26 protein-coding genes and 3 pseudogenes are annotated in these 26,961 nt (G+C 67.1%); 17 read left to right on the top strand and 12 right to left on the bottom strand.

Going from position 1 to position 26,961, the window contains the following annotated elements; genetic code table 11:
- The first annotated feature begins 258 nt into the window (after positions 1–258).
- The 8 genes and pseudogenes from ABZ642_RS40450 to ABZ642_RS40415 all read left to right on the top strand — a co-directional run bounded on the left by ABZ642_RS40450 (position 259) and on the right by ABZ642_RS40415 (position 6,964).
- Positions 259–717 carry a carboxymuconolactone decarboxylase family protein gene (locus ABZ642_RS40450; protein WP_360494692.1) on the top strand — a complete coding sequence of 153 codons (459 nt, stop codon included), beginning with the start codon at positions 259–261 and terminating at the stop codon, positions 715–717.
- A gap of 149 nt (positions 718–866) precedes the next feature.
- Positions 867–1,691 (top strand): isocitrate lyase/phosphoenolpyruvate mutase family protein, encoded by an 825-nt coding sequence (locus ABZ642_RS40445; protein ID WP_360494689.1) that lies wholly within the window; start codon positions 867–869, stop codon positions 1,689–1,691.
- Positions 1,692–1,753: 62 nt separating this feature from the next.
- A complete protein-coding gene (locus ABZ642_RS40440; protein ID WP_360494686.1) occupies positions 1,754–2,401 on the top strand; it encodes a nitroreductase family protein in 648 nt (215 codons plus the stop codon).
- A 259-nt stretch (positions 2,402–2,660) separates the two neighbouring features.
- Positions 2,661–3,560 carry an NADP-dependent oxidoreductase gene (locus tag ABZ642_RS40435; protein WP_360494683.1) on the top strand — a complete coding sequence of 300 codons (900 nt, stop codon included), beginning with the start codon at positions 2,661–2,663 and terminating at the stop codon, positions 3,558–3,560.
- Between the two features lie 166 nt (positions 3,561–3,726).
- Complete coding sequence (locus ABZ642_RS40430; RefSeq protein WP_360494680.1) at positions 3,727–4,668, top strand: NADP-dependent oxidoreductase; 942 nt, start codon at positions 3,727–3,729, stop codon at positions 4,666–4,668.
- Positions 4,669–4,999: 331 nt separating this feature from the next.
- Positions 5,000–5,887, top strand: a complete 888-nt coding sequence (locus tag ABZ642_RS40425; protein ID WP_360494678.1) for an SDR family oxidoreductase — start codon at positions 5,000–5,002, stop codon at positions 5,885–5,887.
- A gap of 215 nt (positions 5,888–6,102) precedes the next feature.
- Positions 6,103–6,348 (top strand): annotated as a pseudogene (locus tag ABZ642_RS40420) (leucine-rich repeat domain-containing protein); the annotation flags it as partial.
- Positions 6,349–6,661: 313 nt separating this feature from the next.
- Positions 6,662–6,964, top strand: a complete 303-nt coding sequence (locus tag ABZ642_RS40415; protein ID WP_360494675.1) for a hypothetical protein — start codon at positions 6,662–6,664, stop codon at positions 6,962–6,964.
- Between the two features lie 436 nt (positions 6,965–7,400).
- Here ABZ642_RS40415 and ABZ642_RS40410 read toward each other — a convergent pair whose 3' ends face one another.
- The 4 genes from ABZ642_RS40410 to ABZ642_RS40395 form a co-directional block, all read right to left on the bottom strand.
- Entirely contained in the window at positions 7,401–7,673 is a 273-nt protein-coding gene (locus ABZ642_RS40410; protein WP_360494672.1) for a hypothetical protein, read from the bottom strand.
- Positions 7,673–7,909 (bottom strand): hypothetical protein, encoded by a 237-nt coding sequence (locus tag ABZ642_RS40405; protein WP_360494670.1) that lies wholly within the window; start codon positions 7,907–7,909, stop codon positions 7,673–7,675. Before ABZ642_RS40405 ends, ABZ642_RS40410 begins: the two co-directional genes overlap by 1 nt.
- A gap of 242 nt (positions 7,910–8,151) precedes the next feature.
- Entirely contained in the window at positions 8,152–8,508 is a 357-nt protein-coding gene (locus tag ABZ642_RS40400; RefSeq protein ID WP_360494667.1) for a hypothetical protein, read from the bottom strand.
- Positions 8,509–8,788: 280 nt separating this feature from the next.
- Positions 8,789–9,196 carry a hypothetical protein gene (locus ABZ642_RS40395; protein WP_360494664.1) on the bottom strand — a complete coding sequence of 136 codons (408 nt, stop codon included), beginning with the start codon at positions 9,194–9,196 and terminating at the stop codon, positions 8,789–8,791.
- A gap of 198 nt (positions 9,197–9,394) precedes the next feature.
- Here ABZ642_RS40395 and ABZ642_RS40390 point away from each other — a divergent pair, with 198 nt between their 5' ends.
- A complete protein-coding gene (locus tag ABZ642_RS40390) occupies positions 9,395–10,447 on the top strand; it encodes a BTAD domain-containing putative transcriptional regulator (RefSeq protein WP_360494661.1) in 1,053 nt (350 codons plus the stop codon).
- A gap of 199 nt (positions 10,448–10,646) precedes the next feature.
- A complete protein-coding gene (locus ABZ642_RS40385; protein ID WP_360494659.1) occupies positions 10,647–11,576 on the top strand; it encodes a peptidoglycan-binding domain-containing protein in 930 nt (309 codons plus the stop codon).
- A gap of 1,068 nt (positions 11,577–12,644) precedes the next feature.
- Here the strand turns inward: ABZ642_RS40385 and ABZ642_RS40380 are convergent.
- From ABZ642_RS40380 to ABZ642_RS40370, 3 genes and pseudogenes are all read right to left on the bottom strand, one after another.
- The gene (locus ABZ642_RS40380) at positions 12,645–13,220 is read right to left on the bottom strand and encodes a transcriptional regulator (protein WP_360494656.1); all 576 of its coding nucleotides are present in this window, start codon (positions 13,218–13,220) and stop codon (positions 12,645–12,647) included.
- A gap of 893 nt (positions 13,221–14,113) precedes the next feature.
- A pseudogene (locus ABZ642_RS40375) lies at positions 14,114–14,644 on the bottom strand (transposase family protein); the annotation flags it as partial.
- A gap of 61 nt (positions 14,645–14,705) precedes the next feature.
- On the bottom strand, positions 14,706–15,131 hold the full coding sequence (locus ABZ642_RS40370; RefSeq protein ID WP_360494653.1) for an SMI1/KNR4 family protein: 426 nt from the start codon (positions 15,129–15,131) through the stop codon (positions 14,706–14,708).
- A gap of 1,894 nt (positions 15,132–17,025) precedes the next feature.
- Here ABZ642_RS40370 and ABZ642_RS40365 point away from each other — a divergent pair.
- A complete protein-coding gene (locus ABZ642_RS40365; RefSeq protein ID WP_360494650.1) occupies positions 17,026–17,229 on the top strand; it encodes a hypothetical protein in 204 nt (67 codons plus the stop codon).
- Between the two features lie 21 nt (positions 17,230–17,250).
- Here ABZ642_RS40365 and ABZ642_RS40360 read toward each other — a convergent pair whose 3' ends face one another.
- From ABZ642_RS40360 to ABZ642_RS40350, 3 genes are all read right to left on the bottom strand, one after another.
- Positions 17,251–17,472, bottom strand: coding sequence for a hypothetical protein (locus ABZ642_RS40360; protein ID WP_360494647.1), 222 nt, complete (start codon positions 17,470–17,472; stop codon positions 17,251–17,253).
- A gap of 113 nt (positions 17,473–17,585) precedes the next feature.
- Complete coding sequence (locus ABZ642_RS40355; protein ID WP_360494644.1) at positions 17,586–17,960, bottom strand: STAS domain-containing protein; 375 nt, start codon at positions 17,958–17,960, stop codon at positions 17,586–17,588.
- Between the two features lie 22 nt (positions 17,961–17,982).
- Complete coding sequence (locus ABZ642_RS40350; RefSeq protein ID WP_360494642.1) at positions 17,983–18,231, bottom strand: hypothetical protein; 249 nt, start codon at positions 18,229–18,231, stop codon at positions 17,983–17,985.
- A 135-nt stretch (positions 18,232–18,366) separates the two neighbouring features.
- Between ABZ642_RS40350 and ABZ642_RS40345 the strand changes: the two genes are divergently transcribed.
- Complete coding sequence (locus tag ABZ642_RS40345; RefSeq protein ID WP_360494640.1) at positions 18,367–19,320, top strand: hypothetical protein; 954 nt, start codon at positions 18,367–18,369, stop codon at positions 19,318–19,320.
- 111 nt (positions 19,321–19,431) lie between these two features.
- Here the strand turns inward: ABZ642_RS40345 and ABZ642_RS40340 are convergent, their stop codons facing one another.
- Positions 19,432–19,887, bottom strand: a complete 456-nt coding sequence (locus tag ABZ642_RS40340; protein ID WP_360494637.1) for a hypothetical protein — start codon at positions 19,885–19,887, stop codon at positions 19,432–19,434.
- Between the two features lie 542 nt (positions 19,888–20,429).
- Here ABZ642_RS40340 and ABZ642_RS40335 point away from each other — a divergent pair.
- Positions 20,430–20,996, top strand: coding sequence for a hypothetical protein (locus tag ABZ642_RS40335; protein ID WP_360494634.1), 567 nt, complete (start codon positions 20,430–20,432; stop codon positions 20,994–20,996).
- Between the two features lie 356 nt (positions 20,997–21,352).
- Positions 21,353–21,721 carry a hypothetical protein gene (locus tag ABZ642_RS40330; protein ID WP_360494631.1) on the top strand — a complete coding sequence of 123 codons (369 nt, stop codon included), beginning with the start codon at positions 21,353–21,355 and terminating at the stop codon, positions 21,719–21,721.
- A gap of 335 nt (positions 21,722–22,056) precedes the next feature.
- Here ABZ642_RS40330 and ABZ642_RS40325 read toward each other — a convergent pair.
- A pseudogene (locus ABZ642_RS40325) lies at positions 22,057–22,152 on the bottom strand (Hsp20/alpha crystallin family protein); the annotation flags it as partial.
- 261 nt (positions 22,153–22,413) lie between these two features.
- Between ABZ642_RS40325 and ABZ642_RS40320 the strand changes: the two are divergent.
- The 3 genes from ABZ642_RS40320 (at position 22,414) to ABZ642_RS40310 (ending at position 26,849) form a co-directional block, all read left to right on the top strand.
- Positions 22,414–22,872: a hypothetical protein gene (locus tag ABZ642_RS40320; protein ID WP_360494628.1), complete on the top strand. Its 459-nt coding sequence runs from the start codon at positions 22,414–22,416 to the stop codon at positions 22,870–22,872.
- 92 nt (positions 22,873–22,964) lie between these two features.
- Positions 22,965–23,630 carry a hypothetical protein gene (locus ABZ642_RS40315; protein WP_360494625.1) on the top strand — a complete coding sequence of 222 codons (666 nt, stop codon included), beginning with the start codon at positions 22,965–22,967 and terminating at the stop codon, positions 23,628–23,630.
- 222 nt (positions 23,631–23,852) lie between these two features.
- Complete coding sequence (locus tag ABZ642_RS40310; RefSeq protein WP_360494622.1) at positions 23,853–26,849, top strand: AAA family ATPase; 2,997 nt, start codon at positions 23,853–23,855, stop codon at positions 26,847–26,849.
- Positions 26,850–26,961 lie beyond the last annotated feature (112 nt).

Genomic DNA, 26,961 nt, shown 5'->3' with positions numbered 1-26,961 from the left:
CACCGGAGGAGTCACCGCCCTCAACGGAGGCCACCGGGCGCAAGCGACGCGACCGTCGAGGTCGTGGCGGGCGCAGGAAGAGCCTGCGGTGGAGCTCCGAAGCACAGCGAGTCCGGCTTGGGCTCGACGACTGTTCACACCCCGATCTGAGGTCGATTCACCGTGTCACGACTGAACGTTCCCGCTCCAGAGGATGTGCCTGCCGGCGCGCAGCAGATACTCGGCACCATTGGTGCGCAGCTGGGCTTCGTCCCGAACATGTTCAAGACCCTCTCGTCGAACCCGGCGGTTCTCGAGGTCGTCACGACTCTGCAGGGCACTTTGAGCCGGGTGCTCGACGCGAGGACGCGGCACAGCATCGCCCTGGCCGTTTCGCAGGCCAACGACTGCGGCTACTGCCTTGCGATGCACACCTACGTCGCCACCGAATTCGGCGGCATGTCCCGCGACGACATCGAGCTTGGCCGGGTCGGGAGCTCGATCGATCCCCGGCGTGCCGCGGCCGCCCGCTTCGCCCAGCAGGTGGTCGAGAGCCGTGGACAGGTCAGCGACACCGACCTCGCGGAGGTACGGGGCGCCGGATACACCGACGCTCAGATCCTGGCCGTCGTCGCGGTCGCGGTGCAGTTCCTGCTCACCAACTTCATCAACAACGTCAACCGGACCGACCTCGACATCCCCGCCGCCGACTCGGCCGGTACGACCGTGCGCCAGTGAACCCGCGCCCGGAGCCGCCGACCCTGCGCGGAAGTCGTGCGTGGCTCGCTTCATCTCGCCTGTCGAGGCCGACGCGGCGTCAGAAAGCGCCGTGCGGCCGCTGGCACCCCCCCCCCCACTGAGTCAACGATCATTCAGGAAGGCTCGACATGCCGGGCTCCGAACTCTACGAGGGGTTCATGGCGCTGCACACCCGCGACGGTGGCCTCGTCATGCCCAACGCCTGGGACGGCCTCTCGGCGCTGATGCTGGCCGATGCCGGGTTCGAGGCGGTCGCGACCTCGTCCGCGGCGATCGCCGCCACGCTCGGCCGCCTCGACGGGCGGCACGAGGTCACCCGCGAGGAGCACCTTGAGCATGCGCGGCTGCTCGGCCGCCTCACAGGACTGCCCGTCAACGGAGACTTCGAGGACGGATACGGCGACACGCCCGAAGACGTCGCCATGACCGTCGAGGCCGCCGTGGAGTCCGGCCTGGCCGGCATCGGTGTGGAGGACACCTCGGGCGATCCTGCCATGCCGATCCGTGACTTCGACGAAGCGGTCCGTCGGGTGCGCAGCGCCGTCGCCGCGTCGAAGGGACGCATCGTCGTCACCGGCCGCACCGACAACTTCATCCAGGGGCGCCCCGATCTCGACGACACCATCCGGCGTCTGACGGCCTTCGCCGAGGTGGGCGCAGATGTGGTCTACGCGCCGTTCCCACCCGACCTCGACGCGCTCGTCGCGATCGTCACCGCGGTCGCCCCGACTCCGGTCAACGTCCTGGTGTCCCCGGCAGACGAGGTGCTCACCGTCGCCGAACTGCAGCGGGCCGGGGTCAAGCGCATCAGCTTGGGTCCGATGCTCTACGCCCACGCGATGGGGGCGGTCGAGGAAGCCGCGAAGGCCCTTCTCGCGGGCGACCTCGCCTCGGCGACGACAGGCATGGACTTCGCCCGCGTCGGCGAACTGCTCACCCGCAGCAGGAACTGACCCGATCAGCACGAATCACGGACTCTTCGTCTCGTGATCACACAACGCGAAGGCAGGATGACATGGACCTCGGCAAGCTCATGAACAAGCACCTCACCAGGTACTTCGACCCCAGCAAGACGATCCCCGACGCGACGCTCCAGGAACTGCTCGGCTTCCTGCGTTCGACGCCGTCCTCGACGAACGTGCAGCCCAACCACTTCTACGTCCTCGCCACGACCGAAGGCAAGGAGCGCCTGGCGGCCAACCTCGGCGAACGGTTCCAGGACAACAGCGAGAAGATCCTGAACGCCTCGCACACCATCATCCTCACCACGAGGGCGGACCTTCCCGAAGGCCACCTCCAGGCCGTGTTCGACAAGGAGCGGTCCGACGGCCGGTTCCCCGACCCGGCGAAGCAGGCACGGTGGGAATTCATGACCCGCGACTTCCTCAACCTGCGCAACTACGGCTACAAGGACCTGAACCACTGGATGGAGAAGCAGACCTACCTCGCGATGGGTCTGACCATGATGGCGGCCGCTGAGCTCGGCGTCGAAGCCATGCCCCTCGAAGGATTCGACCCCACCAGCGTCGACAAGGCGTTCAAGATCCGCGAAACCGGACACACCACGACCGTGCTGCTGGCCCTCGGCTACCCCGACCCCGCGAAGGTCTACCACAGCCCGATCTCCCGCTTCGAAACCGACCAGCTGTTCACGTTCGTCTGACCGGCCGTCGCCCCCCGCGGGGCCGTCGAACGACTTGGCACGGGGCCGGCCTTGGTAGGCGCCGACGAGCGTCGGGCCACCCTCGGGCAGCCACGGATCTGGAACAGGTCGGTCGAACCGAGCACGAAGACGAAGATCTACTGTGAAGGCGTGCGGAATGTCCCCCTTCGACACCGCCGCCGGATTTGGGTTTCCGGCCGCCACCCCTGGTCGGCCGGACCGAGTGAAAGGACGACGATCCACTATGAAGGCGTGCGGTGTGTCCGGAGCGGAGACGGAAGTCGCCCTGCTGGAACTGCCCGAACCGTCATCCCCCGAGCCGGGCCAGATCCTGGTCGCGGTCGAGGCCGCCGGGGTCGGACCGTGGGACGAACTGGAAATCGACGCCCGCTGGGACGTGGGGCTGCGCCTCCCGGCCGCGCTGGGAGTGGAGGGCGCAGGCAAGGTGCTGGCCGTCGGCGCGGGTGTCAGCCGGTTCGCGGTGGGCGACCGGGTGCTCGCGCATGAAGCCCCGCTGCCCGGGGGGAGCGGCTTCTGGGCCGAGCGGGTCCTGGTCAACGCGGATCACGCGGCGGCCTGCCCACCGGCCCTGGACGCCGCACACGCCGCGGCGCTGCCGGTCAACGGGCTCACCGCGCTGCAGGCTCTGGAGAAGCTCGACCTCGGCCGAGGACAGCGGCTCCTGATCACCAACGGGGGCGGGGGCACCGGCGCCCTGGCCGTCCAGCTCGCCGCGGCCCGGGGCATCGAGGTGACCGCGACCGCGTCTCCCGCCGCCGCGGAGCGCCTGCTCGGGCTGGGAGCGAAGGACGTCGTCGACTACCACGACCCGCACTGGTCGACCGAGGTACGCGGCGGGTTCGACGCCGCCCTCGTCATCGCCGCCGGCACGGCGGTCCAGGCCCTGCCCCTGGTGCGTGACGGCGGCCGGCTGTGCTCCCTGACCTCCGACGCGCCGCCGGAGGAACGAGGCATCACGAGTTGGGACCTCTACATCGAGCCCAACGGCGCGCAGCTCGCGCAGCTGGCCGGGCAAGCCGCGGCGGGAACCCTGGAACTCGCACCGGAACCCCTGCCGCTCAGCGAGGGACCGGCCGCGTTCACCCGGGTGGTTGCCGGACGGGCCGGAGGCAGGAAGGTCGTGCTCATTCTGGCCTGACGCGCCCAGGCACCGGCCGATCCCGGTGCCGGGCCGCAGTGCGCACGGGGCACGAGCGGCGAGACCGCATGGGACCGGCGAGGCGAGCGGCCTCCCCACCACTGCCTGCAGCGGGCGGGGGCGGGGGCGGGGGCGAACAGAGCTTGTGGAGAAGGAGGAACCACAGATGAAAGCGATCGTGGTCACGGACCCCGCCGCCGGAACTGCGGGGATGACGCTGACGGAACGGCCCGGGCCGGATACGGCGCGCCTCGCCGGCCTTGACGGCGCGAACTACGGCGACGTCGTCGTCGAAGTGCATGCGTCGGGATTCACCGGGGACGAACTGGAGTGGCCCTCGACCTGGGTCGATCGCCTCGGCCGGGATCGCACGCCCTCGATCCCCGGACACGAGGTGGCAGGCGTGGTCAGCTCTCTCGGCTATGGAACGGCAGGACTGTCGGTGGGGCAGCGCGTGTTCGGCCTCACGGACTGGACCCGTGACGGCACCCTGGCGCAGTACGTCGTCGTCGAGGCGCGCAACCTCGCGCCGCTGCCCGGGGACATCGACTTCACGGTCGGCGCGAGCGCCGCGATGACGGGCCTGACGGCCTGGCAGGGACTGTTCGAGCATGGGCACCTCGCGGTGGGGCAGAGCGTGCTCGTGCACGGCGCCGCGGGAGCGGTCGGATCGATGGCAGCTCAGCTCGCGCGAGAGGCCGGCGCGTACGTCATCGGCACCGGACGCGCCGCCCACCGCCCGAGCGCACTCGACTTCGGCGCACACGAGTTCGTGGACCTGGACAGCGACACGCTGGAAGACGTCGGCGCAGTCGACTTCGTCTTCGACGTGTTCGGCGGCGACATCGGAGCTCGCTCGGCCCGGCTGGTGCGAGGTGGAGGAACATTCGTGACCGTCACCGGCCCGCCGGAGGTGCGACCCGCCGACGGCCTGACGGTCGACTTCGTGGTCGTCTCCGACCGCGCCCAGCTGGGCGAGATCGCCCGGCGGGTACGGGAGGGCCGTCTGCGGACGCATATCGGCCAGGTCGCGGACCTCGACGACGCCGTCGCTGCCTTCAACCCGGCCCGGAAGGTCGGCGGAAAGACGGTCATCCGCATGCGGTGAGGCCGCGGACAGCCATCGCCGCGCCGCAGTACGCGAGGTCGGCCACGTCATCCGCGAGCGTCAGCTGCCCGGTGTCCTGACAGGCCGCTTCCGGTGCCCGGCACCATATCGGGACGCTGTCAGGGCTTGCTTCCGCCGCTCAGCAGAGCGGCGGGGGCACAATGGGCAACGCTACATAACAATACGTATCCACCGTTAGAATAATATGCCGGACTTATAGGACGCGGTCGCCTCAGTGGGGGAATCACCGTGGCGAGCGTCGCCGGCCCGAGCGGCCCGGCCGACGGTTCGTTCACCGACGCGGCATCGCAGCAGTCATCTGGAGCCTTCCATGCGCGTGTTCGTCACAGGTGCCAACGGCAGCATCGGCTCAGTTGTCGTTCCCGAACTCATCGCTGCCGGTCACGAGGTCCTCGGCCTCGTCCGTTCCGATGCCGCGGCCGCGGCCGTCTCCGCTGCCAGCGGGACACCGCTTCGCGGCGACCTCAGCGATCTGGACAGCCTTCGCGCCGGCGTCGCCCGGACAGAGGGCGTCATCAACCTGGCCTTCGGGAACGACTGGAGCAACTTGGGGCCGTGCATCGACGCGGAAACACGGGCCCTGCAAACCTTCGCGGCCGCCCTCGCAGGCAGCGGCAAGCCGTTCGTGCATGCCGGCCTCACGCCGATGATGCCGGGCCACATCTCCACCGAGGAGGACCCCGACACCACCGACGGACCCGTCGGCGGCCGTGGCCTCAATTCACAGATGGTGCTGACCCTGGCCGACCAGGGCGTCCGCTCCTCCGTCGTACGGCTGCCGCGCTCCGTGCATCAGCGCGCGTCGCAATACGGCTTCTGCTCGGTGCTCATCGCCGCCGCGCAGAAGACCGGCGTGTCGGCATACGTCGGCGACGGCACACAGCGCTGGCCGGCGGTCAACCGGCTCGACGCCGCCAAGCTGTTCCGCATCGCGCTCGAGGACGCTGCGCCCGGCACCGTCCTGCACGCGGTGGCCGACGAGGGCGACACCATGCGATCCCTGGCCGAGGCGGTCGGCGGCGTGCTCGCGGTCCCGGTCGAGTCGGCATCCCCTGACAGCTTCGGCCCCATTGGCCGCTTGTTCGCGCTCGACATGCCGTCCTCGGGTGCGCTGACCCGGAAGCAGTTCGGCTGGGAGCCCATCCACCCGAGCCTCATGGAGGACCTTGCCGCCGGCGACTACCCCGCCCTGGGCTAGAAGCCCCCTGCGGTGACGTCGTGCACGGGCGACCGCGACGGCTGGGGCGGCAGGGCGTGCGTACCAGGACGTCGTCGCGTTCGGCGATGCGGCTGCTCTCAGCCGGCGGGTAGGCGGGTGCCGACGATGACGCCGAGGTCTGCCGCGAGGCGTAGCTCTGTGGCTCGGAGTTCGGGGTGTTCGAGCCAGTGCAGCCGAGACCGGTCGGGGCGCCGTCGATGGGCGTCCTCACCGACCAGGGCGCCGCCGCGCTGCTGGACGGGGCGCCGCTCACCCACCTCAAGAAGCTCGACCTCCACCACAACTACCTGACCGGACCGCTCCGCGACCGCGTCCGCGGCGCCCTGGAGCCGGCCGGCGTCGAGGTCGACCTCGACCGCGACGACGCCGACGCCGACGCCGACGCCGACGAGGACAAGGACTACGACGGCACGGTGTGGCGGTACGTCGCCGTTAGCAAAGCAGCTCGTTGGCATTGTGAAGGCCACTGCGAGGTTCATGTCCTGCGTGGACAGGTACCGACCTGGCCCCCCGGAGATCCGGCCCGAAGAGTATGCGCAGGTTGACTGGGCGGTCGGGGTTGTCCATGCCGGGGATCCATGAGACGTACTGGACCTCGGGGCCTGGGAACTCGCCCACATGGCGGACTGGCCGTTCTAGTACAGCTGGGCGACCGGTTCGGCTCTCAGGCTTGCCGACCTTGGCGGTGACTTCGATGATCCGGGGCATCAGCATCCCCTTGGTGGAGCCCTCACACTGGAGTTCGGTACAGGCTTGGCGGAGGATCTGGGCGGCCATGTCGCCGCCGAACGTCGCTTCGACGACGAAGGCGTCCGCGTGAAGTTCGATGGCCAGGAGGCAGGCTGCGCGGCCCCACTCGGCTGCGCCCATCTTCTTCGACTGGTCGGCCAGGATGTACATCTCGCCAGCGGCGTCGCGGCCGGCGCCAATGAGGCCGACTTCGTCGCTGTCCTCGCGGCCGCCGACGGTGTCAATGGCGACGATGCTGCGGGGAAGGTCGAGGCCGCGGAAGGCTTGGGGGCTGATCCGGTTGTCGGTGATCCACAATCAGTGTAAGGGGGGCGGCGGACTCGATTCGGCTCCGCACGAGCGGAGGTGTCCCGCTGGCGCCGGTCGCCGCCGAGATGGACCGGGCGCCGGCTCCGCGCGAACGGAGGTGCCCCGATGGAGGACGTCCAGGGCTGTGTGGACCGGGCGCCGGCTCCGCGCGAGCGGAGGTGCCCCGGCGGACGTCACGCTGCACGAGGTGCACAAGTAGTCGGCTCCGCGCGAGCGGAGGAGTCCAGATCAGGGATATGCCGGGGCCAGCTCCGGTCCGGCCCCGGCCCCGGCCCCGGCTCCGGCCCGAGAAGCAACACCTGCGGCGCCCTCGCCCAGCTCGGCTGCCCAGCCCTCCACCACGCCGAACGGGATACCGGGCGCCATGACGACATCAGGTCCCTGACCAGCGGCCTGGCTGCGCGTACACCTCCGGCGGCGGCAACACTGTGGATCAGACTTCGATGTAAGCGACGACGACCACGGTGCGCAGCGTGGTGACGTAGTAGAGGATGCGGACGGCTTCGACGTCGTCGGTGTACTGGCGCAGTTGGGGGCCGGCGGTGTCACCGGGGATCGGTGCGCCGATCTCGGGGTCGGCGGAGATGACGACCAGGGCGCGGTCCAGGGCGTGGATGTCTGCCTCTCTGGTGAGGTTCTCCAGCTGTTTGGCGGCTGAGTCGAAGAAGGCGATCCGGGCGCGGCGGGGTCCGTGTCCCTGGGTCATCAGGCGACGGCCGGCCGCTGCGCGGCGAGTCGGGCGAGGTGCGCTTCGCGCAGGTCTTCCCAGGGCGTGCAGTCCTCGACCGGGGGCAGGCCGATTTCGGCGATGTCTTCCAGGACAGCGGCGAACTGGTCGGCCTGTTCGCGGGTTCGGGCCGCGTACGCGCGGACGGCGTCGGCGGCCGCGGGTTCCAGCTGCTGCCGGACGGCTCCGTCGGCGGGGGCCGGCTGGTCGTTCATCGGAGCCTCCAGACGCGAGACAGCGTGTGACACCACGGCATCGCCGAGCGGGTCAGCTCGGGACCAGCCTGTGCCATTCAGGATGGAGGTCCTACGCCGGTCTGTGAGCTGGTGTACGCGGACGAGAGGTCCGCCAAGTCGTCTGGTGGCCGGCCGCAGGGGTCGTATGGGCCAGCAACCAGCCCACTACACTCACCCAAACCAGCCTTGAACAGGGCAAACGTCCATGCGCTGCTGGAGTATCACCATGTAAAGCGCAAGCACAGCCCGAAAGTGTGGCCCGCCTTAAGGGAGCTCGCAATCACGGCAGAGCGGACAGGAAATCCTGCACTGCTTTTCCAGCTGAGATTCATGGACAAGCCTTTAGCCAAAGCCCAGAACCCGTTGTAGAGGTCCGTCGGGGCGGCATCGAGTTTCGTGCCGTGTTCGTCCGTCATCCTCGTGACTGCGTGGGTGAAGGAGGTCGGATCCTCGAGATCTCCCAGGGCATCGAGAATCCCCTTCGAGATTCCCTTGCTCACGAGTTGGACAACAGTCTGATACGCCTCATAGTCAGCACCTTTTGTTGCGATTTCAGATACTGCGGCCATGACGACCATTCGCGTTCCTTATCTGGGAGCAGTATCGACCCATATGAGGTAGGCAACGAAGTAGTCCGACGGGAATTTGACGAGCGGTCGTATGCAGAAAGAGCCCCTTGGCTCCAGCGGTCGTGGACTTCATGGCTCCACAGCAAGGCGCGGAGGAGGCAAGGCCGCCTCGCATTACGGAGGCGGCCTCCTCGCGCGGCGGTAGGTCTCGCATTACCGCCTGTCCGCCGACGCTCGCCGGAGCCTTGGGGGTTTCAGTGAGGACGGTGGACGCGGCGCTGACACTCAATCACCACCCAAGATGGATGCCGCACCCGAAGGCTTCGAATCCGATGCCGAACCTTGGATGAATGCCATCAGTTGAGACAGGCTGCTGGACAGGCTTGAGGGAATCCGCGATCACAGTAGAGCGGACAGGAACTCCCGCGCTGCTCTCCCAGTTGAGCTCTGCGGAGAGGCCGTTGGCCAACGTCCAGAATCCGTTGTAGAGGTCCGTCGCGGCGGCATCGAGTTTGGCGCCGTGTTCGTCCGCCATCCTCGTGACTGCGTGGGTGAAGGAGGTCGGGTCCTTGAGCTCTCCCAGGGCATCAAGGATCCCCTTCGAGATTCCCTTGCTCACGAGTTGAACGACGGTCTGGTATGACTCGTAGTCTGCGTCTGCTGACGTGGCTACTCGTGCTGGGGCTGTGGCGACCATGCGCGTTCCCTTTCTGTGGTTACTCCCGGCCATGCGTCATTCTTTTCGAATGAATCGCAGGGGGCGCGGTCGAGGTGCTTCTATGTTGAACGAACCTCGGTCCACGGCCTTCCAGTTGGGAGGAAGGCTCAGAGACTGCCACCCACGAGCATCCGCTGCCCCTGTTCGGACGACGTCGGCCGGATGGTGTGACAAGCGTTGAGTAAGCGTTGCCTGTACATCGGCGGCACGTCGTCGTCGCAGGAAGTGGGGCCGATGGGGGTGCCGAAAGGAATGGCGGAAGCAGGCTGCCACGCTGCCACCTGCGGCGATGAACAGACCAACGGGATGCGCTTGTCACATGCCAACGGCACAGTGGTGGATGTGTTTGGGAACGAATCGCCGAACGAGGTATCGCTCGAACTGCTGAATGCCTTCGAGCTCATCTCCGGCGGTAGCAGCGTGCCCGTACCTCTTGGGGCACAGCGGTTGCTGGCCCTCCTCGGCCTTAACCCTGAAGGGGTCCACCGCCGGGCGGCGGCGGAGCAGCTGTGGCCCGACTGTTCGTCCCCCCGTGCCTCGGCCAACCTGCGCTCGGCACTGTGCCAGGCGCGCCGCGCCTGCCGCGTCCCTCTGATCGACTGCGTTGGGCAGCGACTGCGGCTGTCTCCGGCGGTCCGGGTCGACGTGTTGTGGATACGCAATTCGGCCCAGCAGATCGTCGACGGATTGGCGCCGCCGTACGCCGGCAGTGAGACGCTCATAGAAGAACTTGCTCGGGAGTTGCTGCCGGCCTGGCCTGACGACTGGCTGGGCCTGGATCGTGAACGCTGGAACCAAATGCGCTTGTACGCCCTTGAGGGCCTAGCGCAGCGGTTTCTGTCCGCCCAGAGGTACCTGCCCGCCCTTCAGGCTGCTCTGGTGGCCTCCGCGATCGATCCGGTTAGAGAGACCGCCCACCGCATCATCCTTGAGATCCATCTTTCCGAAGGCAACCAGGCCAGTGCGGTCCGGTGTTATCAGCGCTATGAGGCCTACCTTCAGCGAGAACTGGGCGTTAGCCCGTCGCCGCTGATGACAGACCTGATGCAAGGTCTCCCCTGCCTCCAACGGGATCGGTACGGGCCGCAGAGTAGTACGGCGAGGCAGGCGCCGGTTTCTGCGCCCTACCGGCCGCGCCGGCAGGCCAACGGCTCACGCGCCCGAGACGAGGCAGCAACGTTCTCTTCACGCTCCGGTCAACGTCGGAACAACGGCCACGGCCGAAGGTAGTAATGGCATCTCGAGAAGAAAAGCAGCAGGGAGATCCCGGCTCCACCGAGAGACGGACAGGCCCTGTGCCGCAAGAGACGTCGCCGGCAAAATGACAACCGCGTCTACCGCCAGCCCTGCCGACACGAGAACATGCGGATTCTCCTCTGAATGCCCTTGACGACGCGCTAGGTCACCAATTAGAGGAGAGGAAGAAATCATGCACCCGAGCGTAAAAGCCGCTTTCATGCCGTTCAGTGAACCACTGGAAGGTCGTCTGAACTTCATGTATCTGGATGTCAAGAGCCTGGTGTCCACCGGGGTAGGGAATTTGCTCGACGCCGACAACGCGGATCATTTCGGGAGCAACCCGGTTCCGCTGGCCGAAATTTTCGCACTCAGCTGGTTCGACAAGAATTCCCTCGTACAAGTCTCCGATTCAGAGATCTCCGTCGAATATACGAAGGTCAAGTTCAGCGGCACTGCACTTAGCTCCATCGCGCAGAAGAAGGCGATCACTCGGCTGCGGATATCCGATCAGGACATCGATAACCTATGCAAGAAGAAGCTGGCAGGTAACGAGACTACTCTCAAGACGCGGCCTCCTTTCGCTGATCTGGACGACTGGCCTGCGGACGGCCAACTCGGGCTGTTCAGTATGACCTGGGCCATGGGGCCGCTCTTCAGCTTCCCAAAGTTCCAGAAAGCCGCAAATTCCGGCGATTGGTTGACGATGGCGCGCGAATGCAGAATGAAGGAGGCAGGGAACCCAGGTGTGATTCCGCGCAATGTCCGCAACGGGCTTCTCTTCACACTCGCGGGGTGGATGGCGGCTCCCCCGCCCGGCGATTTCAGCCAGCTCGTCTATGATCCCGGCCTCAAGCTCGACGCCAATATGCGTTCCCGGAACTTCCCTGTACCGCTCAACCTGATGATCGGAGTACAGACGGCCCTGGAAATTCTCGGTCACGACCCCAACGGCCTCGACGGTGTCATCGGTCCCGGCACCGTAGGCGCCCTGAATGCGTTTCAGGTCGCTAACGGGCTGCCCTCTACCGGCGCTGTTCAAAGCATGGATGACGTGCCACAGTCGACCATCGACGCGCTGGCAGCCGGACTAGATGTTGTGGGGGCCGGCCACTTTCCCTGATATCGCGTGTCGCAGCAGATGCTGCCCCGGATTCCTGTCGGTTGCGCATTACTCATGGCCGGACACATACAGGCCAATCTCAGGCCGGAGTTTCGCGGATTTGCGGCTAATCGCTGCCTCGTGCGGCGCCGGGGAGATTTCCTCAACCACTGGAGGAATAATGCCAGTTCAAGACATGCTCTGGAATTCAATAGCAGCGAACTCGTCGATCAGTTGGTTCTTTCACGGGTTCGGGGCCAACGAAGCTGTGACTTTCAGCATCGCAGTATTTCCCGGATCGGGCACACTCAATCCCCTGGGGCACGCAACCCTCACACAAGGCGAGTCGTTCGAGCATGTAGACGGCACGAAAGCCTATAAGATCCACATCCAGAACAACGCCCCTTTCAACTCCTGCGACGTCCACGTACTCGCGATAGTAGAGTCTCTGTAACAGCAGCCTCTGATCCGAGCATCTGGAGGCAGAGAAAATCCCACTTCATACCGAAGGGATGTGAAGCAGGATGGCAAAGGTTAGAGTTTACGTCGTTCATGACGCAAAAAGTGGACGTATCATTTCGGTGGGAAAACCAATGGGGGACGTAAAGGCCACACCAATAGTCGGGGAGGGAAGAGAGCAGCATCCACGACCTGGTCAGCGGTCAGGGAAGGGTGGATACCGAACAGGGTTCAGTTATCGCTCTTCACAGTCAGGAATAATGCTTCTCCGAAGTCAGCGTCGTGAGCTGCCATCATCTTGGATTCACGGGCGCGCTCTTCACGGCCGAAAGCGTGTGTGAAGCCTACTGTGATGCTGCACCGTTGAAGAGCGGCTACGCCTCTTCTTCGTCGGGCGACCGAAGTCGACCACTTGCTTTCCTGCTGCTGCCCGATCGAGTATGCCAAAACCCAACCGCTGTAGGGTCTCGCCGCCCCTGGCCCATGGCGCTTCGCTGACCTGCGCTGTCTCAGCGTGGCACAGCCCGTCGATCAAGCGTCTGTCTCAGCGAGTGGGCATTTTCTGGGACTACACCGGGTCCGCATTCACCTGACCTGCGGGTCTCACGGATGTGCCGTCCGACCACACGGTCATGCGGCGAATCCAATGTTGGTGACGTACTCGTACTGGCCCCACTGGGAGCCGAGGTCGACGACCGCGTCGTCCACCCAGGCGTTGTCGAGAGCGTCGTCATCGTCGGCGGCCCACGCGGCCACGATCCGGTCCCACCGTCGTACGTTCAGCGTCCGGAACTCCACGGCCCGCAGTTGGGGCCGGGTGACCTGGGACTGGTTGAGGGGGTGGAACTCCACGCGGGTGCCGCGGCCGTCCCGGTTGAGGCGGGCGAGGAGATAGCGGGCGATGTTCTCGCGTCGCACCGCGCGGTAGGCCTGCTCGATCGCGGCGAGGTTCGCGCGGGACGGGGAGCGGGTGCCGGCGAGCCAGGCCCGGATGGTGCGGGGCGTAGCGGTCAGGCCGGCTTCCCGTGCGGCGGCGCGGGCGCGGTCGGTGCGGGTGAGGTAGTGCAGGCGGGCGAGCAGGCCGCGGCGGGCCGTGATCGGGGTGGCGACGTACCCGGCGAGGGCGTCCAGCTGCCGCGCGACGGCTTCGTGGCCCTTGATGCCGCGCGCACCGAACTTGCCGAAGTCGATGTTGCGTTCAGGCATCCATGGTCCTTCGTACTCTCGTCCTCAATCCAGCCGCTTCGCGACAGTATCGTTGGGCGCGATCTTCGGACTGCGAGCCAGGTTTCCTATCGGCTGCCAGTAGTTCGTGCCTGCGAAAGCAGTCCCACGAAAGCGGCACCTCTTTCTACGCCGTAACGACCACTGCTGAGCAGGTCGAGCAGGATCCGTCCCACCTCTTCCGGTGGGAAGCCCTGCTGTCCTAGCTGCCTGACAGTCTCTTCGAGGCTTGGACTCTGGCGTGGCTGGTCTACGCGGTCTGCCGTCGCCGGTGCCTGCCGTAGCGGTGTGTTGACCGCTCCGAAGAGGGCAGGTCGGTCGCTCATCACGTCCTCCGCCCGTCGATTGCATAGATAACGCCGTTCCGGCGGTAGCAGGTACGGAGCCAGAGGCTTGAGGTCTTCGCGGGCCCGAACGAGGACACCCTGTCCGAAGGGAAGGGTTCCCCACACGTACGTGGCCTCAGGACCAGGCGTAGGTGTGCTTGCTCTGAGCCGGCCCAAGCCGGCTAGGCCGGCCCGGCTTCCGTTCGGCCGACGAGGTCGAGCGTTGCCCGGGGGGCTCCAGCGAAGCAGATCGGGGTAGGCGAAGGTGGACGCTGGGCGGCCTTGGGAGATCTCCCACATCCTCCGGGCCTCTGAGTCGATGAACTGCTCATCCTGTACCGGACCGACATAGATGTGCCGCAGGTGCTGGGTCGGTACGGCATCGGGGTAGAGGACTTCCGCCTGCGGATTGGTGGGCTGGCGAGGCTACCTGCTCAGTCGCCTGACCGATTTGCCGAAACCGTAGGCGACATGGGGGCCGAAGAGGTCATGTGCTGCCTGCGGTCCAGACGCGGGCGTGATGCCGGGGTACGCCATGTTGCCGGGTGAGTCAGCGATCACCGTGGTGCTGCCAACGGCGGCCTTCGCTCCGGACGACTCCCACGCCTTGCAGTCGTTGCGGTTGCCAGGCAGGGGCCGTCCAACTGCGACGATCAGCCGTGTATCGGCATCGATGACGACTTGGTGGTTGGTGGAGTAGCGGTAGTTTTTCGACTGCTCGGCCACCGCGTGGTCACGTGTGGGGACCAAGGTGCCGTCCACGATGAGCACGGTGTCCTTGCAGAACCGTCGGCGCGGCCGCAGGGCGAGTAGCGGTGCGAGGCGGTCGATGATGCGATCGGCAGCAGACTTTGAGATCCCGAACAGCGGCGCGAGCTGGCGCAGCGTCAAGTTCGTCCGCCAATAGGCCGCGACCAGGAGGACACGGTCTTCCAGGGCCAGGCCCCACGGCCGGCCCCGGCGGACTGTGTCCGCTCCCTCGCGGCGCAGGGCGGTCACCAGCTTGCCGAAGCAGCGCGGGCTCAGCCCCGTGAACGGGCCTATCCAGGACGGCTGTGCCGCCGTGATCACACCAGTCACGCCAAGATCATGTCATCGTGACCTCCAGGGCTTGATGAGCCGAGGTGTCACATGTCGACAGTCACAGCTTGATCTGCCCCGTCAGCCACCATTCGAGGTACTTGGCCAGGCTCGGTGCCACCCAGGTGCGGCTGTCGTCCTCGTGGTTCCAGGCGAAGACGTCAGGCCGCTGCAGGCCGGGCAGGAGCGCGAACAGATCGCCGTTGCCGGCGTCCGCGAAGAAGAGCAGCGGATCGAATGGCATGTACAGCGTGGCGAGTTCACTGTCCTCGCGAAGGGTCCGGTTCTCGGAGGCGATCCGCTCGGCCGACCAGATCAGCCCGGCCCCGTACTCGCCCTCGATGCCGTCGCTTTCGCGGAGCAGTGCGACCAGGTCAGTGGGCAGCGGATGCCCGAGGGACGAGGCGCAGCGGAGTAGCGCCGACTCCGACGCTGGGCACGGGAAGACCGCAGGCCCAGGAAGGCCCTCGACAAGCTCAATCCACACAGTTGCCCCGACCTCCACAAGACGTACCGGCAATCAAGTCCGCACGGGGCCCTATCGGCGCGAGCCGAGGGCAACCACCCGAACCCCGACGAAGAGTACGGCCCCACCCTCACCACCCTGAGGCTGCCCCGGTCAATGCGGCACAGCCTTTAGATTCTGGGATTACAGCGCACCCCCGCCCCGCCGATCGGGAATACGTCAATTCCGGAGCGGGATAATTTTTTGGCTCACACCACACCCCCGACTCAGGGTCGCTGCTCAATATGCGCAACCCAGGTAACTGCCTGAACTTTGCGGGGTACCTCGCCGATTCTCTGCGCGGCTTCTCAGTACCAGCCGGCCAGAAGATTGCATCGCCCGAGTGCGCGTAGTCCTCGGTCATGCTGCCCATAGATCTGCATACTGCAATGTCGTGTGCGTGGCTGGTCGACGGCGAATGGGAACCGGCTGCCGTGACCGCGGTAGACGCTTCCGGTGGGTTTTCCGTCGACTCAACTAACGGTGCAGTTCTGCTTGGCACCGGATCCTCCGAGATGCGCCAAATTTGACACGGTGGGACACTAGTTGCAGTAGGGCTGAGTGGAATGTCTCTCGCCAGAAAAGTGACACTCGATCAAGCCAGGTCAAGATCCGCGAGGTTCGAAGATGAAACCTGGACATCTCATCGCGGCTGCAATTCTGCTGGCTCCAATTCCGTTCATAGGAATGACGGAACCCGCTGCGGCACGCACCACTCACACCGTGACCATCAGCGGAAACCTAAGCGTGGTAGCCGATCTCGGCCTCCTCCGTGGGTTCAAAACTAAGGTCCAAAAGTTCGATACACAGCCGCCCCTTATTCTTACCCACGATGACCCTAGGGCGAATTTTAAAGTAGTGGAGTGCGCAGGCGGCGAGACCAGGGGCGAGTTGATTGTTTCGGTGAACCTCCTCAGCTCGGACAAAATCGCTGTATCCGCGCGGCTGGACCTGTATGAAGAGTCGACTTGTCACAACGATGACCTTGAAGGGGTGGGGACCAAGTGGAACAAACTGATCCCTCCGGGCGAGAGCCGGTCGGCGACTTTGGGAAAGTATAGTAACGAGTTCCAGTCCCAGGATGAAGCTGGTGCTGATGTGACGGTGAGTCACAACATCGTGGACCGACCTGCGACCCCTACTGACGTCCACGCCAAAGAACTCCCTATTCGATGCATCCCTAGAGTTCCCTGCGACAAAGGAAAGACTATTGTCGTGACGTGGCGCGACAACGCCATCAGTGAAACCGGTTATGAAATCAGAGATACCACCACCCAACAGACCGTGAGCCAGTCAGCGAATACTAGCCAATTCACCTGGTCCGGCCTCGACCCGGCTCGCTACCACTGCTTCAGGGTCCGAGCGGTCGGAGACCAGCACGCGTCAGATTGGTCGAGCCCCCTCCGCATCATCCGTCACGGCCAGCTGGGTTCGTGCGCGTGACAGCTTCGGTGTGCTCCTCGGCGGACCGGATGAAGCCCCAAAGTCTGCCAATGCTCCTAGCCGTGCGGTAGGTGCGCTCCGGCTGGCTGCTGTCGCTGATACGTCAAGGTCGTGGTCGAGCAGGAGTATGACGCTCACTTGGGCAGAGGGGCCGCAGGCTGCCCGCACGGGCGCCGACCCCTTGCGCCAGCTTTGCCGTCATCCGTGTCAGCTCACGGAGCGGCGGACTGTGGGTAGTTAGGGTTACGTTCCGAAACCAGGGGCGGATCGAGTGGGGTGTCGAGCGTGCCGTATCGCCTTCTCGGCTTCGTGGCTGTCAGTTGTGCTGTGTGGGGAGCCGGTATTCGTATTTGCGGGGGCGTAGGTCTTCTTCGGCGGGTTCCCAGTCGTGGTATTGGGTGACGGTGTCACCGGTGGCGGTGTAGGGGTCGGTGTGGGTGTCGACCTTGATGTCGCTGACGACGTAGAGGTCGACGGTGTTGTTTGTGTCGCGGGCGTGGAGGACTTCGTTGCAGCGCTGCCAATCTGTGACGCCCTGAAAGCCGCGAGCCTCCCCTGCTCTGACGGAACTTGCAGGGAGGCTCGCAAGCGCGTGGAGGCGAAGGAGCCCCTGTTGAAGGTGCTGCCGGCCGCCTGATGGCCGTCATTGCGGGAGAGGTCAGAGGCAGGACCCCTCCTTCCTGACCGTGTCGGGCCGGATGCAGGAGGAACCGGCGGTGTACTTGCCGCCGCGATCAAAGACCTGGATAACAGACGGTTCGTCGACCTGCCACCAAGCAGCGAACGCCTCGGCGATGTACTGGGACTCCTTCTCCAGCGCCATGGCTTCGTCGGTGGCCCCGTCGGCTTCGTAGTCGACCGTCGGATAGTTGGACGCCACCTCGATGGCGGGGTAGGCCTATGCGGCACCTGCCGGCCGGACACCGAGCTGGGCATCGACGTCGCCTGACCAGCCAGGACGCAGGCTCCAGCAGATCCCCCGCCGCCCTCGCCTCAGGGGGCAATCGCGTCCTGGACCGTCGACCGGACGTCCAGGACTTTGTCCGCGCCGGTGAGCTCCAGCACCCGGTGGAACTGGTGCGCGGGCCGGGCTACCCGCAGGCGGCGACCGTGATGGAAGTTCAGCAGCACGTTCAAGACGCTGGAGTCGGCGAAGGTCATCCCGGCTGCGTCCACGACGACCCTCGCGTGGGTGAGAGCCGCGTCCTGCAGGGCCGAAGCCAGGAGGGGGACGGAGTCGTGGTCGAAGGCACCGTGAACGACGACCACCCACACCCCCTCCTCCTCGTACTGAGTCAGGTAGGGCAGCGCCGACCCATGCGGCGTGGTCGGGTCCGGCCGCCTCTCACCGCCGTTCGCGGAACTCATGGCGGTGAGTATGCCGTGAAGATCAGCACTCGCAACAGGACACCGGCCCTCCGGGCAGACCGCGCAGCAGCTGGCGGACCGCGCGGCGGATCGCCAGGCCCCGGGCGAGGCCGGGTGCGGCGTAGGCGGTGACCACCAGGACCGCCACCGCGGTGAACGTAGCGAGCGGGCCGACCCAGCAGGAGACCAGCAGAGCGGTACCGGTCAGCAGCAGGACGGCGAGGGTGAGAGCCAGGCCCTGGTCGTGGTCGTGGTGCATCGCATTCCCCATCAAGGGCGGTCCCCTCGCCACGATGCTGCCGATGGTCTGGCAGGTCCTGTGCCGCCTTCCCGGTCCAGGCGGAGCCTTCACCAGCGCTGTCCGAGCCAGCACAATCGAGGGATCAGCCGGCGGAGCTTCGGGGGCATGATGGCGATCAGGGATGATGTTCGCAGGTGGTGGGCTTCTTCGGCGGCACGCGCCATGGTGTTCGTGCTCCTGGCGGCGCTTGTCTTCAACGGCTTGGTTCTTTTCGCACAGCTCAACTCGCGCGATGATGTCTTCGTTGACCACGGCTTTCGTTTTTGGGCGGCTATGGCAACCTTCTCGTTCGTCGTCTGGATCGCCCTGCTTGGCCGGGGCATCACGGCAATCCGGGCGTTTCCTGCATCGTGGCGGCGAGGGCGAAGGTGGTGGCTTGCGTCGCTCGCGTCGTACGCCGTTCTCATGCTGGCCGCGAGCACAATGCTCGGCGGGGTCAGTCGGGGCAACTCCTTCGAAGTGCCGATCCGTCACTTTCCGGCGCTCATCAGTGTGCTCACTGCGGCCGGCGCGGCGGCCGCGGCTCCGTGGGTGCTCTCCGTCTGGCTGGCGCAGGAGAGTGCGAAGAAGGCGGCGGGTCAGGAGACGTCCCCGGATGGCGCGGCCGATCCCGCGGCCATAGCCGCCGCCGTCACCGACGTCCTGATCGTGTGGCGGGTCATTGAAAGGAGCGGACTCGCTCTTTCATTGATCGTGTCGACGTCCGCCTTCAACACTGGCGCCTTACGTCTGGCGCTGATCGGTTCGGGCGCGGTCAAGCCGGACGACTTCCCACCGGCTTTTGTCCTGGGGTACGGCGCCTTCGTCGCCGCCGTCCTAGTGGCGATTCTGCTCCCCCTGGTACTTATCTGGCGGACCCGGGCGTTCGCACTCGTTGAGCAGGCACTGCCCGCGCCCGATTCGGGGCTCCTAGGTGAGGACCTGATCGCTGCCAGGACGCGGATGGAAGCGCAACTCCACGTCGACGCCGGGTTTTTGAGAAACCCGATGACGATCCTGAGCGTTCTGTCCCCCTTCGCCACCGCGTTGGTCACCACCCTGGTGCCCAACGGCGGCTGACCAGGGACGCTACATGGGGGACCCGCGATTTTCTCAGCGGCTAACTGAGACGATTCGCGACCCGTCGTGTCGGACGATTGAGCCTCGACGATCGGGATCACTCCTGCCGAGCTATCGGAAGGTGAGGGTCCGGAGCATGCCTTCGAACCGCTTGAAGGCGGGTGCGGTATCCACGACCTGGGTGGTGTCGATCGGAGTCCATGCCACCAGCGGCCTGCCGGGGACGTCGATGACGGCCACGCGGAAGTCGTAGTCAGGTTGGAGGCCGAAGCAGTCCTTGTCCAGGTCCGCTTTAGGCGTCGGACACCCGAATGATCCGTCCATCGGCTCATCGGTGCTGCCGGTCAGCAGTGTTGTGGGCCGGCCGCCGACGGTCGTGGTCTTCTCGTCCCGCCAGTTCGCGTGGTACCCGGCCTGCTCATGAAGGTATGCCATGTAGCCCTTGTAGGTGTCGGGCGGCTCCTCGGGGCTTCCGCTGCCACCTGGCCGGTACACCACCTCGGGCAGCAGGAATCGGACCTTGTTGCCGGAATTCACCCATGTCAGCAAGGAGCGGGTGTCCGACATCGGACGGCTTCCCAGCGCGGTGGGGACCCTGATCGTGAGAGGCACCCCAAAGGACCGGCTGGTGTACGAGTGCGTTGCCGTTGCGGGGGGTGACGGCTCAGCAGCCCCTCCTGCGCCGCCACCACAGCCCGCCACGGCGAGCAGGGCGCACGCGCCCGCAGCGGAACCCAATACCCGACGAGCGCGCGTACGTCGCATCCGGCCACCCCCAAGGTCGTGAGGTACGACTTTGAAGTCACCGCATCCGCTGAGGCAAGAGCAAAGACATTCAAGCCGATCCTCCCGGCCGCCGTGCTGCACGTGGTGATCACACAAACGTCGTGTCCCAGGTACGCATGGAGGCTGGCAGCACCTTCGCCGGGGGCTGTGATGGCCAACTGTGAGGTTGTGACCGCGCTCCCGTGATGAGTACGGCTGTAGGCGGATGCCAACTCTGATGAACTGTTACGAGATGAGGTCACACTGCCCTCTTCCCAGGCCGCAGGCAGGTCCTCCGAGGTGATTTTGCTGGTGGACTGGTCCAGCGGACAAGGAGGGCCACCATGTCAGACGGCGAACCACCCAAGGTCACATGGTCAAGCCCGGCCACGCCAGGTTCGCCTGTCGCCGCCGAAACGACCCAGTTCGTCGCGGCACCGCTGCTCGCCGGTGCCGCGGTCGCCACGATCGGGGTGGTAGGGGCCGATGGTGCGCAATTCCGATGGCCTGGGCCATCTATGCTCGCGCTGACTATTGCAGCCACTTGCCTGCTGAATGGGATACAGCTCGCGCTGCGTGCACGTCACTACCTCTATAACAAGGGAGACCTGGAGGCGTGGCGTGGAGCTCTGGGCGATGATTCACGGGCCAGACGTTTGGCGATGCAGCACAACCGTGACTTTATGGTGTGGCGGCGCATCAACAACTGGTCCGCCATCAGCTACGAAGCAGGACTGGGCATGCTGCTGCTTGGTCTGGCTGGGCTGGTCGCTCCCCCCGACCATGCATCCCTGGAACACGCGGTCTGCCGCTGGTGTGCAGTCGGAGTCGTGGTGAGCACCCTCCCCTCACACATCGCCTTTTCAGTACACCGGTTCCGGCCGGCAGTCCCAGCACGGCCGGATGCATGAACAGGCCGGCCCGTGCACCTAATTCTGATCTTCAGAAGCCCTGATCCATGAAACCTTTGTTCAGCGACGTGGTGCGGATCGACTCCTGTACGAAGCCATCACGCAAGCCGTGCCAGAGCCACTAGCGGGGGCTGACCGCGCTTCCGTGATGGCCACCTCCAATGCGCGGGCAGGCTGTACGTCGTCGGGAAGGTCCGTGCCTGCATTTGTCCCGTTTCCCTGGTGAGCGGATCGAACTACGGTGCCGCTCATGGACTGGGGGGACACTGCTCAGCACTGCCGTCGGCGCCCTCCTAGGGATCGGCTCGACCTTGATCGCTGACCACGCACGATCCCGTCGCGAGCAAGCGCACCGCATGCACGACACCCTTCGGGATCTCTACAGCACCTACCTTGCCTCTCTGAACGACAGCTCGTCCGTCTTGCGCGTGATCATCCTGAGGGAGAGCGATACGGCGGCGCGATACCAAGCGGCTCTGGATGCCTTTCGCGACGCCTCGGTACTGACGCAGCGTTACAGGATCGCCCTACAAGCCCCGCTGGGGGTTCAGGAGAAGTCCGACCAGGCGTACAGAATGCTTCGGCAATGGCGCGACTTGCTCGACACACACCCCGGACTCTCCCTGTCGTCGTCGGAGTACCTCGAAGGGCTGGAACGGTTTCACCAAGCCCGCAAGGACCTCCAGGCCGCCATGCGTGCAAGTCTCAATGCCCCACACCGGTAAGCCCCCGCCCGACTGGCCACCTACAGGTCTCGGTTCGGTTGTTTCCCGCGCTTCCATGACGACTACGGCAGGGAGCCAACGACTTCATCGGCGATTTCGGTGCAGGCTCCGCAACTGATATGGCCGCACCCGTGATCAGGGCGGCCGGCTGGCAGTGACCACCGGATTGCAGGACCGTTCCGCCAGGGGATCCCCCCGTCATGAAGACGGAAACGCTTGAGGATGTCCTCTTCCCCGGCCTGCACCTCACGGTGCGGCAGGTCGCGGTCGTCGATGACGATTTGATCATCGATGCAGCAGGGTGCGGACCGCCTGGAAGGTGCCCTCAGTGCGAGGTAGGCGTTTATCGGCATCGCCGACGGCTTCGACCAGGTGCCCGGGCCCATCAGCTGCTGCGCCAGCTGGTCCAGCTCACGGAAGGGGAGGGGGATGTCGGCGCCCCGACCACACCCGATGGGGCACCTGAGCTGGACGGGCACGGACCACTCCCCCAGAGCCGCGCAACCTCTGGCGCAACCCCCTGCCGCAACACCCACCCCAACCCTCGGCGCAACGTCGGCGACGTCGCCGGGACCGAGCGGCCTGGTGCCGTTCTCGCTGATCGTTTCTGCGGTGAATTCGATGGCCCGCCCGGGTGAGAGCACTGGGGAGTAGCAAGCGGCCCGGTGTCCCCTGCCGGTACACCCCCTGGCGTGATCAAGAACGTGCTGCGCTCTCTGCCCGCGCTCGCCCTGACCGTCGTCCCCCTGGCCGCGCCCGCGGCCGCCGCACCCGCCGGAACCCAGCCGGCCGGACAGCTCCGGGCAGCCGCGGTGTCCGCCCCGGCTGCCCGGCTGGCGCCACCGTCGGCGGTCGAGGTGCCCTTGTTCGAGGCGCTGTCGTGGATCGAGGGGGCCGAGGAAGGCTCCCCGGACGGCTACAGCCGGGAGCAGTTCAGGCACTGGAACCGGGGTGAGAACCCGACCGACGGCTGCGACACCCGCAAGGAGGTGATCCTGTCCGAGGCGCTGGAGGGCCCCCGAGGTCGGCCCGAAGTGCGCGCTGACCGGGGGCCGGTGGTTCTCCGAGTACGACCAGAAGTGGGTCACTTCGGCGAAGGAACTCGACGTCGGCACCTGTTATCTGTACCCGGGACGGGCCAGCGTGGATGAAGGCGCTGTTCAGCAGGTCAACGGCATACCGTTGACAACCTTCTGCTGCTCCGACTGCGGGGCTGGTCAGTGACATCGGCGATGCTGTCCCTGTGACAACCCAGGATGAAAGCCCGACCGGCAGCCAAGTCGCCGACGACCGCCTGCCTGATCCGCGTTCGGTGATCGAGGACACCGACTGGGCTGCACTGGAGCACGCCTACGGTCCGGCGCGGGACACGCCGCTTCGCCTGATCCAACTCCTGGACGACGATCCCGATGTTCAGGCCAGTGCGTTGGGGCAACTCGACATGTCCGTGCTGCACAGGAGTCCTTGTACAGCGCGACGGCACCGGCCGCGGTGTTCGTCGCTGCAATCCTGGGCGACCCCCGCACCCTGGCCCGGCACGAGAGCTACTTCCCGTGGGACGACCGAGCGCGGCGACGGCGGCTTCATCGTCACCGGCGGGTTCACCGCGGCCGACCCACGGCCGTCCATCAGCGGCATCGGCCCGGCGATGGCGGCCGTCCGCAACTTCGTCCACTCCCTGCACGGCGAGGTCGCCGGCGCCGGTGTCTACGCGGGGGTGGCCACGCCGGCCGCGCTGATCAAGGGCAGCGATGCCCACGCGGCGATGTCGCCCGAGGACCTGGCCGCCGTCACCGGCGGTGCCACCGGCCTGCACGTGCTCGACCCCGACGACCTCGCCGAGACCTACTGGCAGCTCCACACGAAGCGGGACCGGGTCGAGTACCGCTTCCCCAGGACCGAGGGGTGAGGTGGTAGTGCCCCGCCTCCCCGGTTCGCGGCCGAGGACATCGGCGCGGAACGGGTTTCCCCACCGTGAACTCTTCCACCACGCCCCCACCAGCATGTAAGCAGGAGCGATCAGGAACCAAGGCTCCTGCAGCGGGCGTCCGGACGGTGTTGCCGAGACGACCGGCATCATGTGTCGACCGTTCACCCGGGGACCGGGTCACCGGGCATATCGGAGGCGGAGATGAGCACGACGGAGAGGGCCGGCGCGTCGCGGCTCCGCAACGACCTCGCCGTACCCCGCCTGGTCGGCCGTGACCACGACCTGTCGGCTCTCGACCGGGCGCTCGACACGCGAGCAGGCCTCGTCGTGGTCGCGGGCGAGGCGGGGATCGGGAAGACCCGGCTGATCCACGAACTCCTCCTGCGGCGCGGAGGCACGGCGCTCGTCGCGGTGTGTCCGCCGTTCCGGGAGCCGTACACGCTCGGTCCGATCGTCGACGGCGTGCGCCGGCTGGCCGAGGACGTGTCCACGCTGCCGCTCAGCGGACTGGCAGGAGCCCTGCGGCCGGTCTTCCCGGAGTGGGCCGGTCAGCTGCCGGCCGCGCCGGAGCCGCTGCACGACGCCGCGGCGGCCAGGCACCGCCTTCTGCGCGCCCTGGTGGAACTCATCGACGTCCTCGGTGTCGGGTTGCTCGTGGTGGAGGACGCCCACTGGTCCGACGACACCACGCTCGAACTTCTGCTGTTCCTCCAGGCCAGGCGGGAGCGCCACCCGCGACTCGTCCTCACCTACCGGCCCGAGGACGTCCGCCCGGAGTCCCTGCTGCGCCGACTGGTCGCGCAGAGCGGGGTCACCCGGCTGGAGCCGGAAACGCTGGATACCACCGGGACGGCGGAGCTGGTCTCCTCGATGCTCGGCGGGGAGCCGGTCTCGATGGAGTTCGCCACGTTCCTGCACGACCGCACCGACGGTCTGCCGCTCGCGATCGAGGAGTCCGTCCGGCTGCTCTACGACCGCGCCGACCTGGTCTGCGAGGACGGCGCCTGGCTGCGTCGCGACGTCGCCGAGATGGACGTACCGCCCAGCATCCGCGACGCCGTGCTGGAGCGGACCTTCCGGCTGGGACCGGCGGCCGGGGCGGTGCTCGCCGCGCTGGCCGTGCTCGAAGGGGAGCGGACGCCGGCACTCGTCGCCGAGGCCGCCGGAATACCGCTGCACGAGGCGGAGGACGGTCTCGCCGAGGCCCTCGCCGGCGGGCTGCTGCACGAGGACCGCGACGGCCGGGTGGGATTCCGTCACGTGCTGGCCGCGCGCAGCGTCCATCACGAGCTCGGCGCCATGGAACGCGCCCGTCTCCACCGCCGCGCCGGCGAAGCCCTGGAACGGGAGCCGGTACGCAGTGCCGCCGAGCTGGCCCGGCATTTCCGGGCGGCCGGTGACGCGGATCGCTGGGCGGCCCACGCCGAGCAGGCGGCGGACCACGCGATCCTGTCCGGCGACCCGCGCACGGCCTTCGGGCTGCTCCAGGATCTGCTGGCCGGCGGCGCGGTGCGGGGCGCGGCGGTGTCCCGGCTGGTGCAGCGCATGCCGCTGTACGCCGCGCCGGGCAATGCGCCGCTGCGCGAACTGGTCCGCGTGCTGGGCGCGACGGTCACCTCCGACGATCTCACCGGTGCGGAACGCACCACGGCCGGCTGGCAGTTGGCCCGGCTGATGTTCCATGTCGGCGACGTGGAGGCCGCTTCGGCCGAGATGGAGCGTGCCGTGCCGGGGCTGGTACGGGACCGGCCGGTCGCCGCGGTGCACGCGATGATGATGCTCGCCCGGCCGCTCGCCACCGCGCACCCGGCGGCACATCATCGTCGCTGGCTGGAGCGGGCCGGCCGGCTCGCCGAGGACATGCCGGATCCGACGGCCGCCGAGCGGCTGGCTTTCGCGACGGACCACGCCGCCACCCTGCTGGCCCTCGGTGACCCCGCCGGCTGGGTGGCGGCACGGGAGCTGCCGGCCGAGGGGGACACACCGGGCGAAGTGCTGCAACGGGCGCGGGGGTTCGCCAACCTCGGTGAGGCGGCGATGCTGTGGGGCCGCTACGACGATGCCCGGCGCTCACTCGACGCGGCCGCCGCCCTCGCCCGGGAGCACCAGTACCTGCGCCTGCGCGACCTCGTCGGGGCGAGCCTCGCGCACCTCGACTGGCTCACCGGCGCCTGGCCGGGACCGCTGGAGTGGGCGGCCCTGGCCGTCGGTTCGGAGGAGCCCGTACCACGGACCGACGCGCTCCTGCTGACCGGGCTGCTCGCCTCGGCTCGCGGTGAGCACGAGGAGGCCCTGGCAGGGGTGCGCGCCGCGATCGCGGTCGGGCGCCCGCGCGGCCCGGCCGACGGGTCCCGCGACCCGTCGGCCGTGCTGGGGCGGCTGGCGATCGCCGCCGGCCGCCCCGGCGAAGCGCTCGCGGCGACCGAGGCCGCCTGGCGACTCGTCGAGGCGAAGGGACTGTGGCTCTGGGCCGCCGAGATCGTCCCGCTGCGGGTCCGCGCCCTGCTGGACGCCGGACGAGTGGCGGAAGCCGCCGATGCCGCCACGGCGTTCATGGCGGGGACCCGCGGCCTGGACGCCCCGGCGGCCACCGCGGCCGGCCACCTGAGCGCGGCCCTGCTCGCCCTCGCCGGCGCGGACATCACCCGCGCAGGCACCGCTCGCGCCGACGCCACCGGCGCGCGTCCCACCCCCACCGACCGCACCCGTGCCGCCGCGCTCTTCGAGCAGGCGGCTGCCGCCTGGGTCGCGCTTCCGCGGCCGTACGACGCCCAGTCGGCCCGCGAGGAGGCGGCCCGCTGCCGGCTCGCCTCGGGCGAACGGGACCGGGCCGTCGCCGAGTTGCGGGACGTGTTCACCGAGTTCACCGCGCTGGGCGCTACGGGGGACGCGGACCGGGTGCGGCGGCTCCTCGCGGACGCGGGCGTACGGGTCGGGGCGCGGGTGGGCAGGCCCGGGTACGGCGACCGGCTCTCACCACGCGAACTGGAGGTGGTGGGCCTGCTGGTGGAGGGCCTGACCAGTGCGCGCATCGCCCGCCTCCTCGGGCTCTCGCCCCGCACGGTCGAGAAGCACGTCCACTCCGCGATGCGTAAACGGGGCGCTGCCTCCCGCACCGCGCTCGCCGTCGCCGTGGTGGAGTCCGGTGACGTACCGCTGCCGGGAGGCGAGTCCCGGCCGCCGCTGATGACCGTCTGACCGGCTGGCTCAACGGCTCACCGGCCGACCGCATGGCGGACACGTGAGTTTCCCGGGTAGTTCTGCGCATTGCCCACCTCTCGCCGCGCGGCGTTCACTGCTTGCTCTGGGA

The sequence above is a fragment of the Streptomyces sp. NPDC007157 genome, from assembly GCF_040634235.1.
Taxonomy (GTDB): Bacteria; Actinomycetota; Actinomycetes; order Streptomycetales; family Streptomycetaceae; genus Streptomyces.
This window is presented reverse-complemented; position numbering and strand designations above follow the sequence as displayed.

Coding starts and splice junctions, on each gene's coding strand:
- ABZ642_RS40330 (WP_360494631.1), top strand. CDS start 21,353: ATGCACGACACCCTTCGGGATCTCTACAGCACCTACCTTGCCTCTCTG.
- ABZ642_RS40310 (WP_360494622.1), top strand. CDS start 23,853: ATGAGCACGACGGAGAGGGCCGGCGCGTCGCGGCTCCGCAACGACCTC.
- ABZ642_RS40430 (WP_360494680.1), top strand. CDS start 3,727: ATGAAAGCGATCGTGGTCACGGACCCCGCCGCCGGAACTGCGGGGATG.
- ABZ642_RS40400 (WP_360494667.1), bottom strand. CDS start 8,508: ATGGTCGTCATGGCCGCAGTATCTGAAATCGCAACAAAAGGTGCTGAC.
- ABZ642_RS40345 (WP_360494640.1), top strand. CDS start 18,367: ATGATGGCGATCAGGGATGATGTTCGCAGGTGGTGGGCTTCTTCGGCG.
- ABZ642_RS40350 (WP_360494642.1), bottom strand. CDS start 18,231: ATGGGGAATGCGATGCACCACGACCACGACCAGGGCCTGGCTCTCACC.
- ABZ642_RS40450 (WP_360494692.1), top strand. CDS start 259: ATGTTCAAGACCCTCTCGTCGAACCCGGCGGTTCTCGAGGTCGTCACG.
- ABZ642_RS40395 (WP_360494664.1), bottom strand. CDS start 9,196: ATGGTCGCCACAGCCCCAGCACGAGTAGCCACGTCAGCAGACGCAGAC.
- ABZ642_RS40335 (WP_360494634.1), top strand. CDS start 20,430: ATGTCAGACGGCGAACCACCCAAGGTCACATGGTCAAGCCCGGCCACG.
- ABZ642_RS40340 (WP_360494637.1), bottom strand. CDS start 19,887: ATGTCGGACACCCGCTCCTTGCTGACATGGGTGAATTCCGGCAACAAG.
- ABZ642_RS40445 (WP_360494689.1), top strand. CDS start 867: ATGCCGGGCTCCGAACTCTACGAGGGGTTCATGGCGCTGCACACCCGC.
- ABZ642_RS40385 (WP_360494659.1), top strand. CDS start 10,647: ATGCACCCGAGCGTAAAAGCCGCTTTCATGCCGTTCAGTGAACCACTG.
- ABZ642_RS40355 (WP_360494644.1), bottom strand. CDS start 17,960: ATGAGTTCCGCGAACGGCGGTGAGAGGCGGCCGGACCCGACCACGCCG.
- ABZ642_RS40380 (WP_360494656.1), bottom strand. CDS start 13,220: ATGCCTGAACGCAACATCGACTTCGGCAAGTTCGGTGCGCGCGGCATC.
- ABZ642_RS40440 (WP_360494686.1), top strand. CDS start 1,754: ATGGACCTCGGCAAGCTCATGAACAAGCACCTCACCAGGTACTTCGAC.
- ABZ642_RS40405 (WP_360494670.1), bottom strand. CDS start 7,909: ATGAACGACCAGCCGGCCCCCGCCGACGGAGCCGTCCGGCAGCAGCTG.
- ABZ642_RS40425 (WP_360494678.1), top strand. CDS start 5,000: ATGCGCGTGTTCGTCACAGGTGCCAACGGCAGCATCGGCTCAGTTGTC.
- ABZ642_RS40410 (WP_360494672.1), bottom strand. CDS start 7,673: ATGACCCAGGGACACGGACCCCGCCGCGCCCGGATCGCCTTCTTCGAC.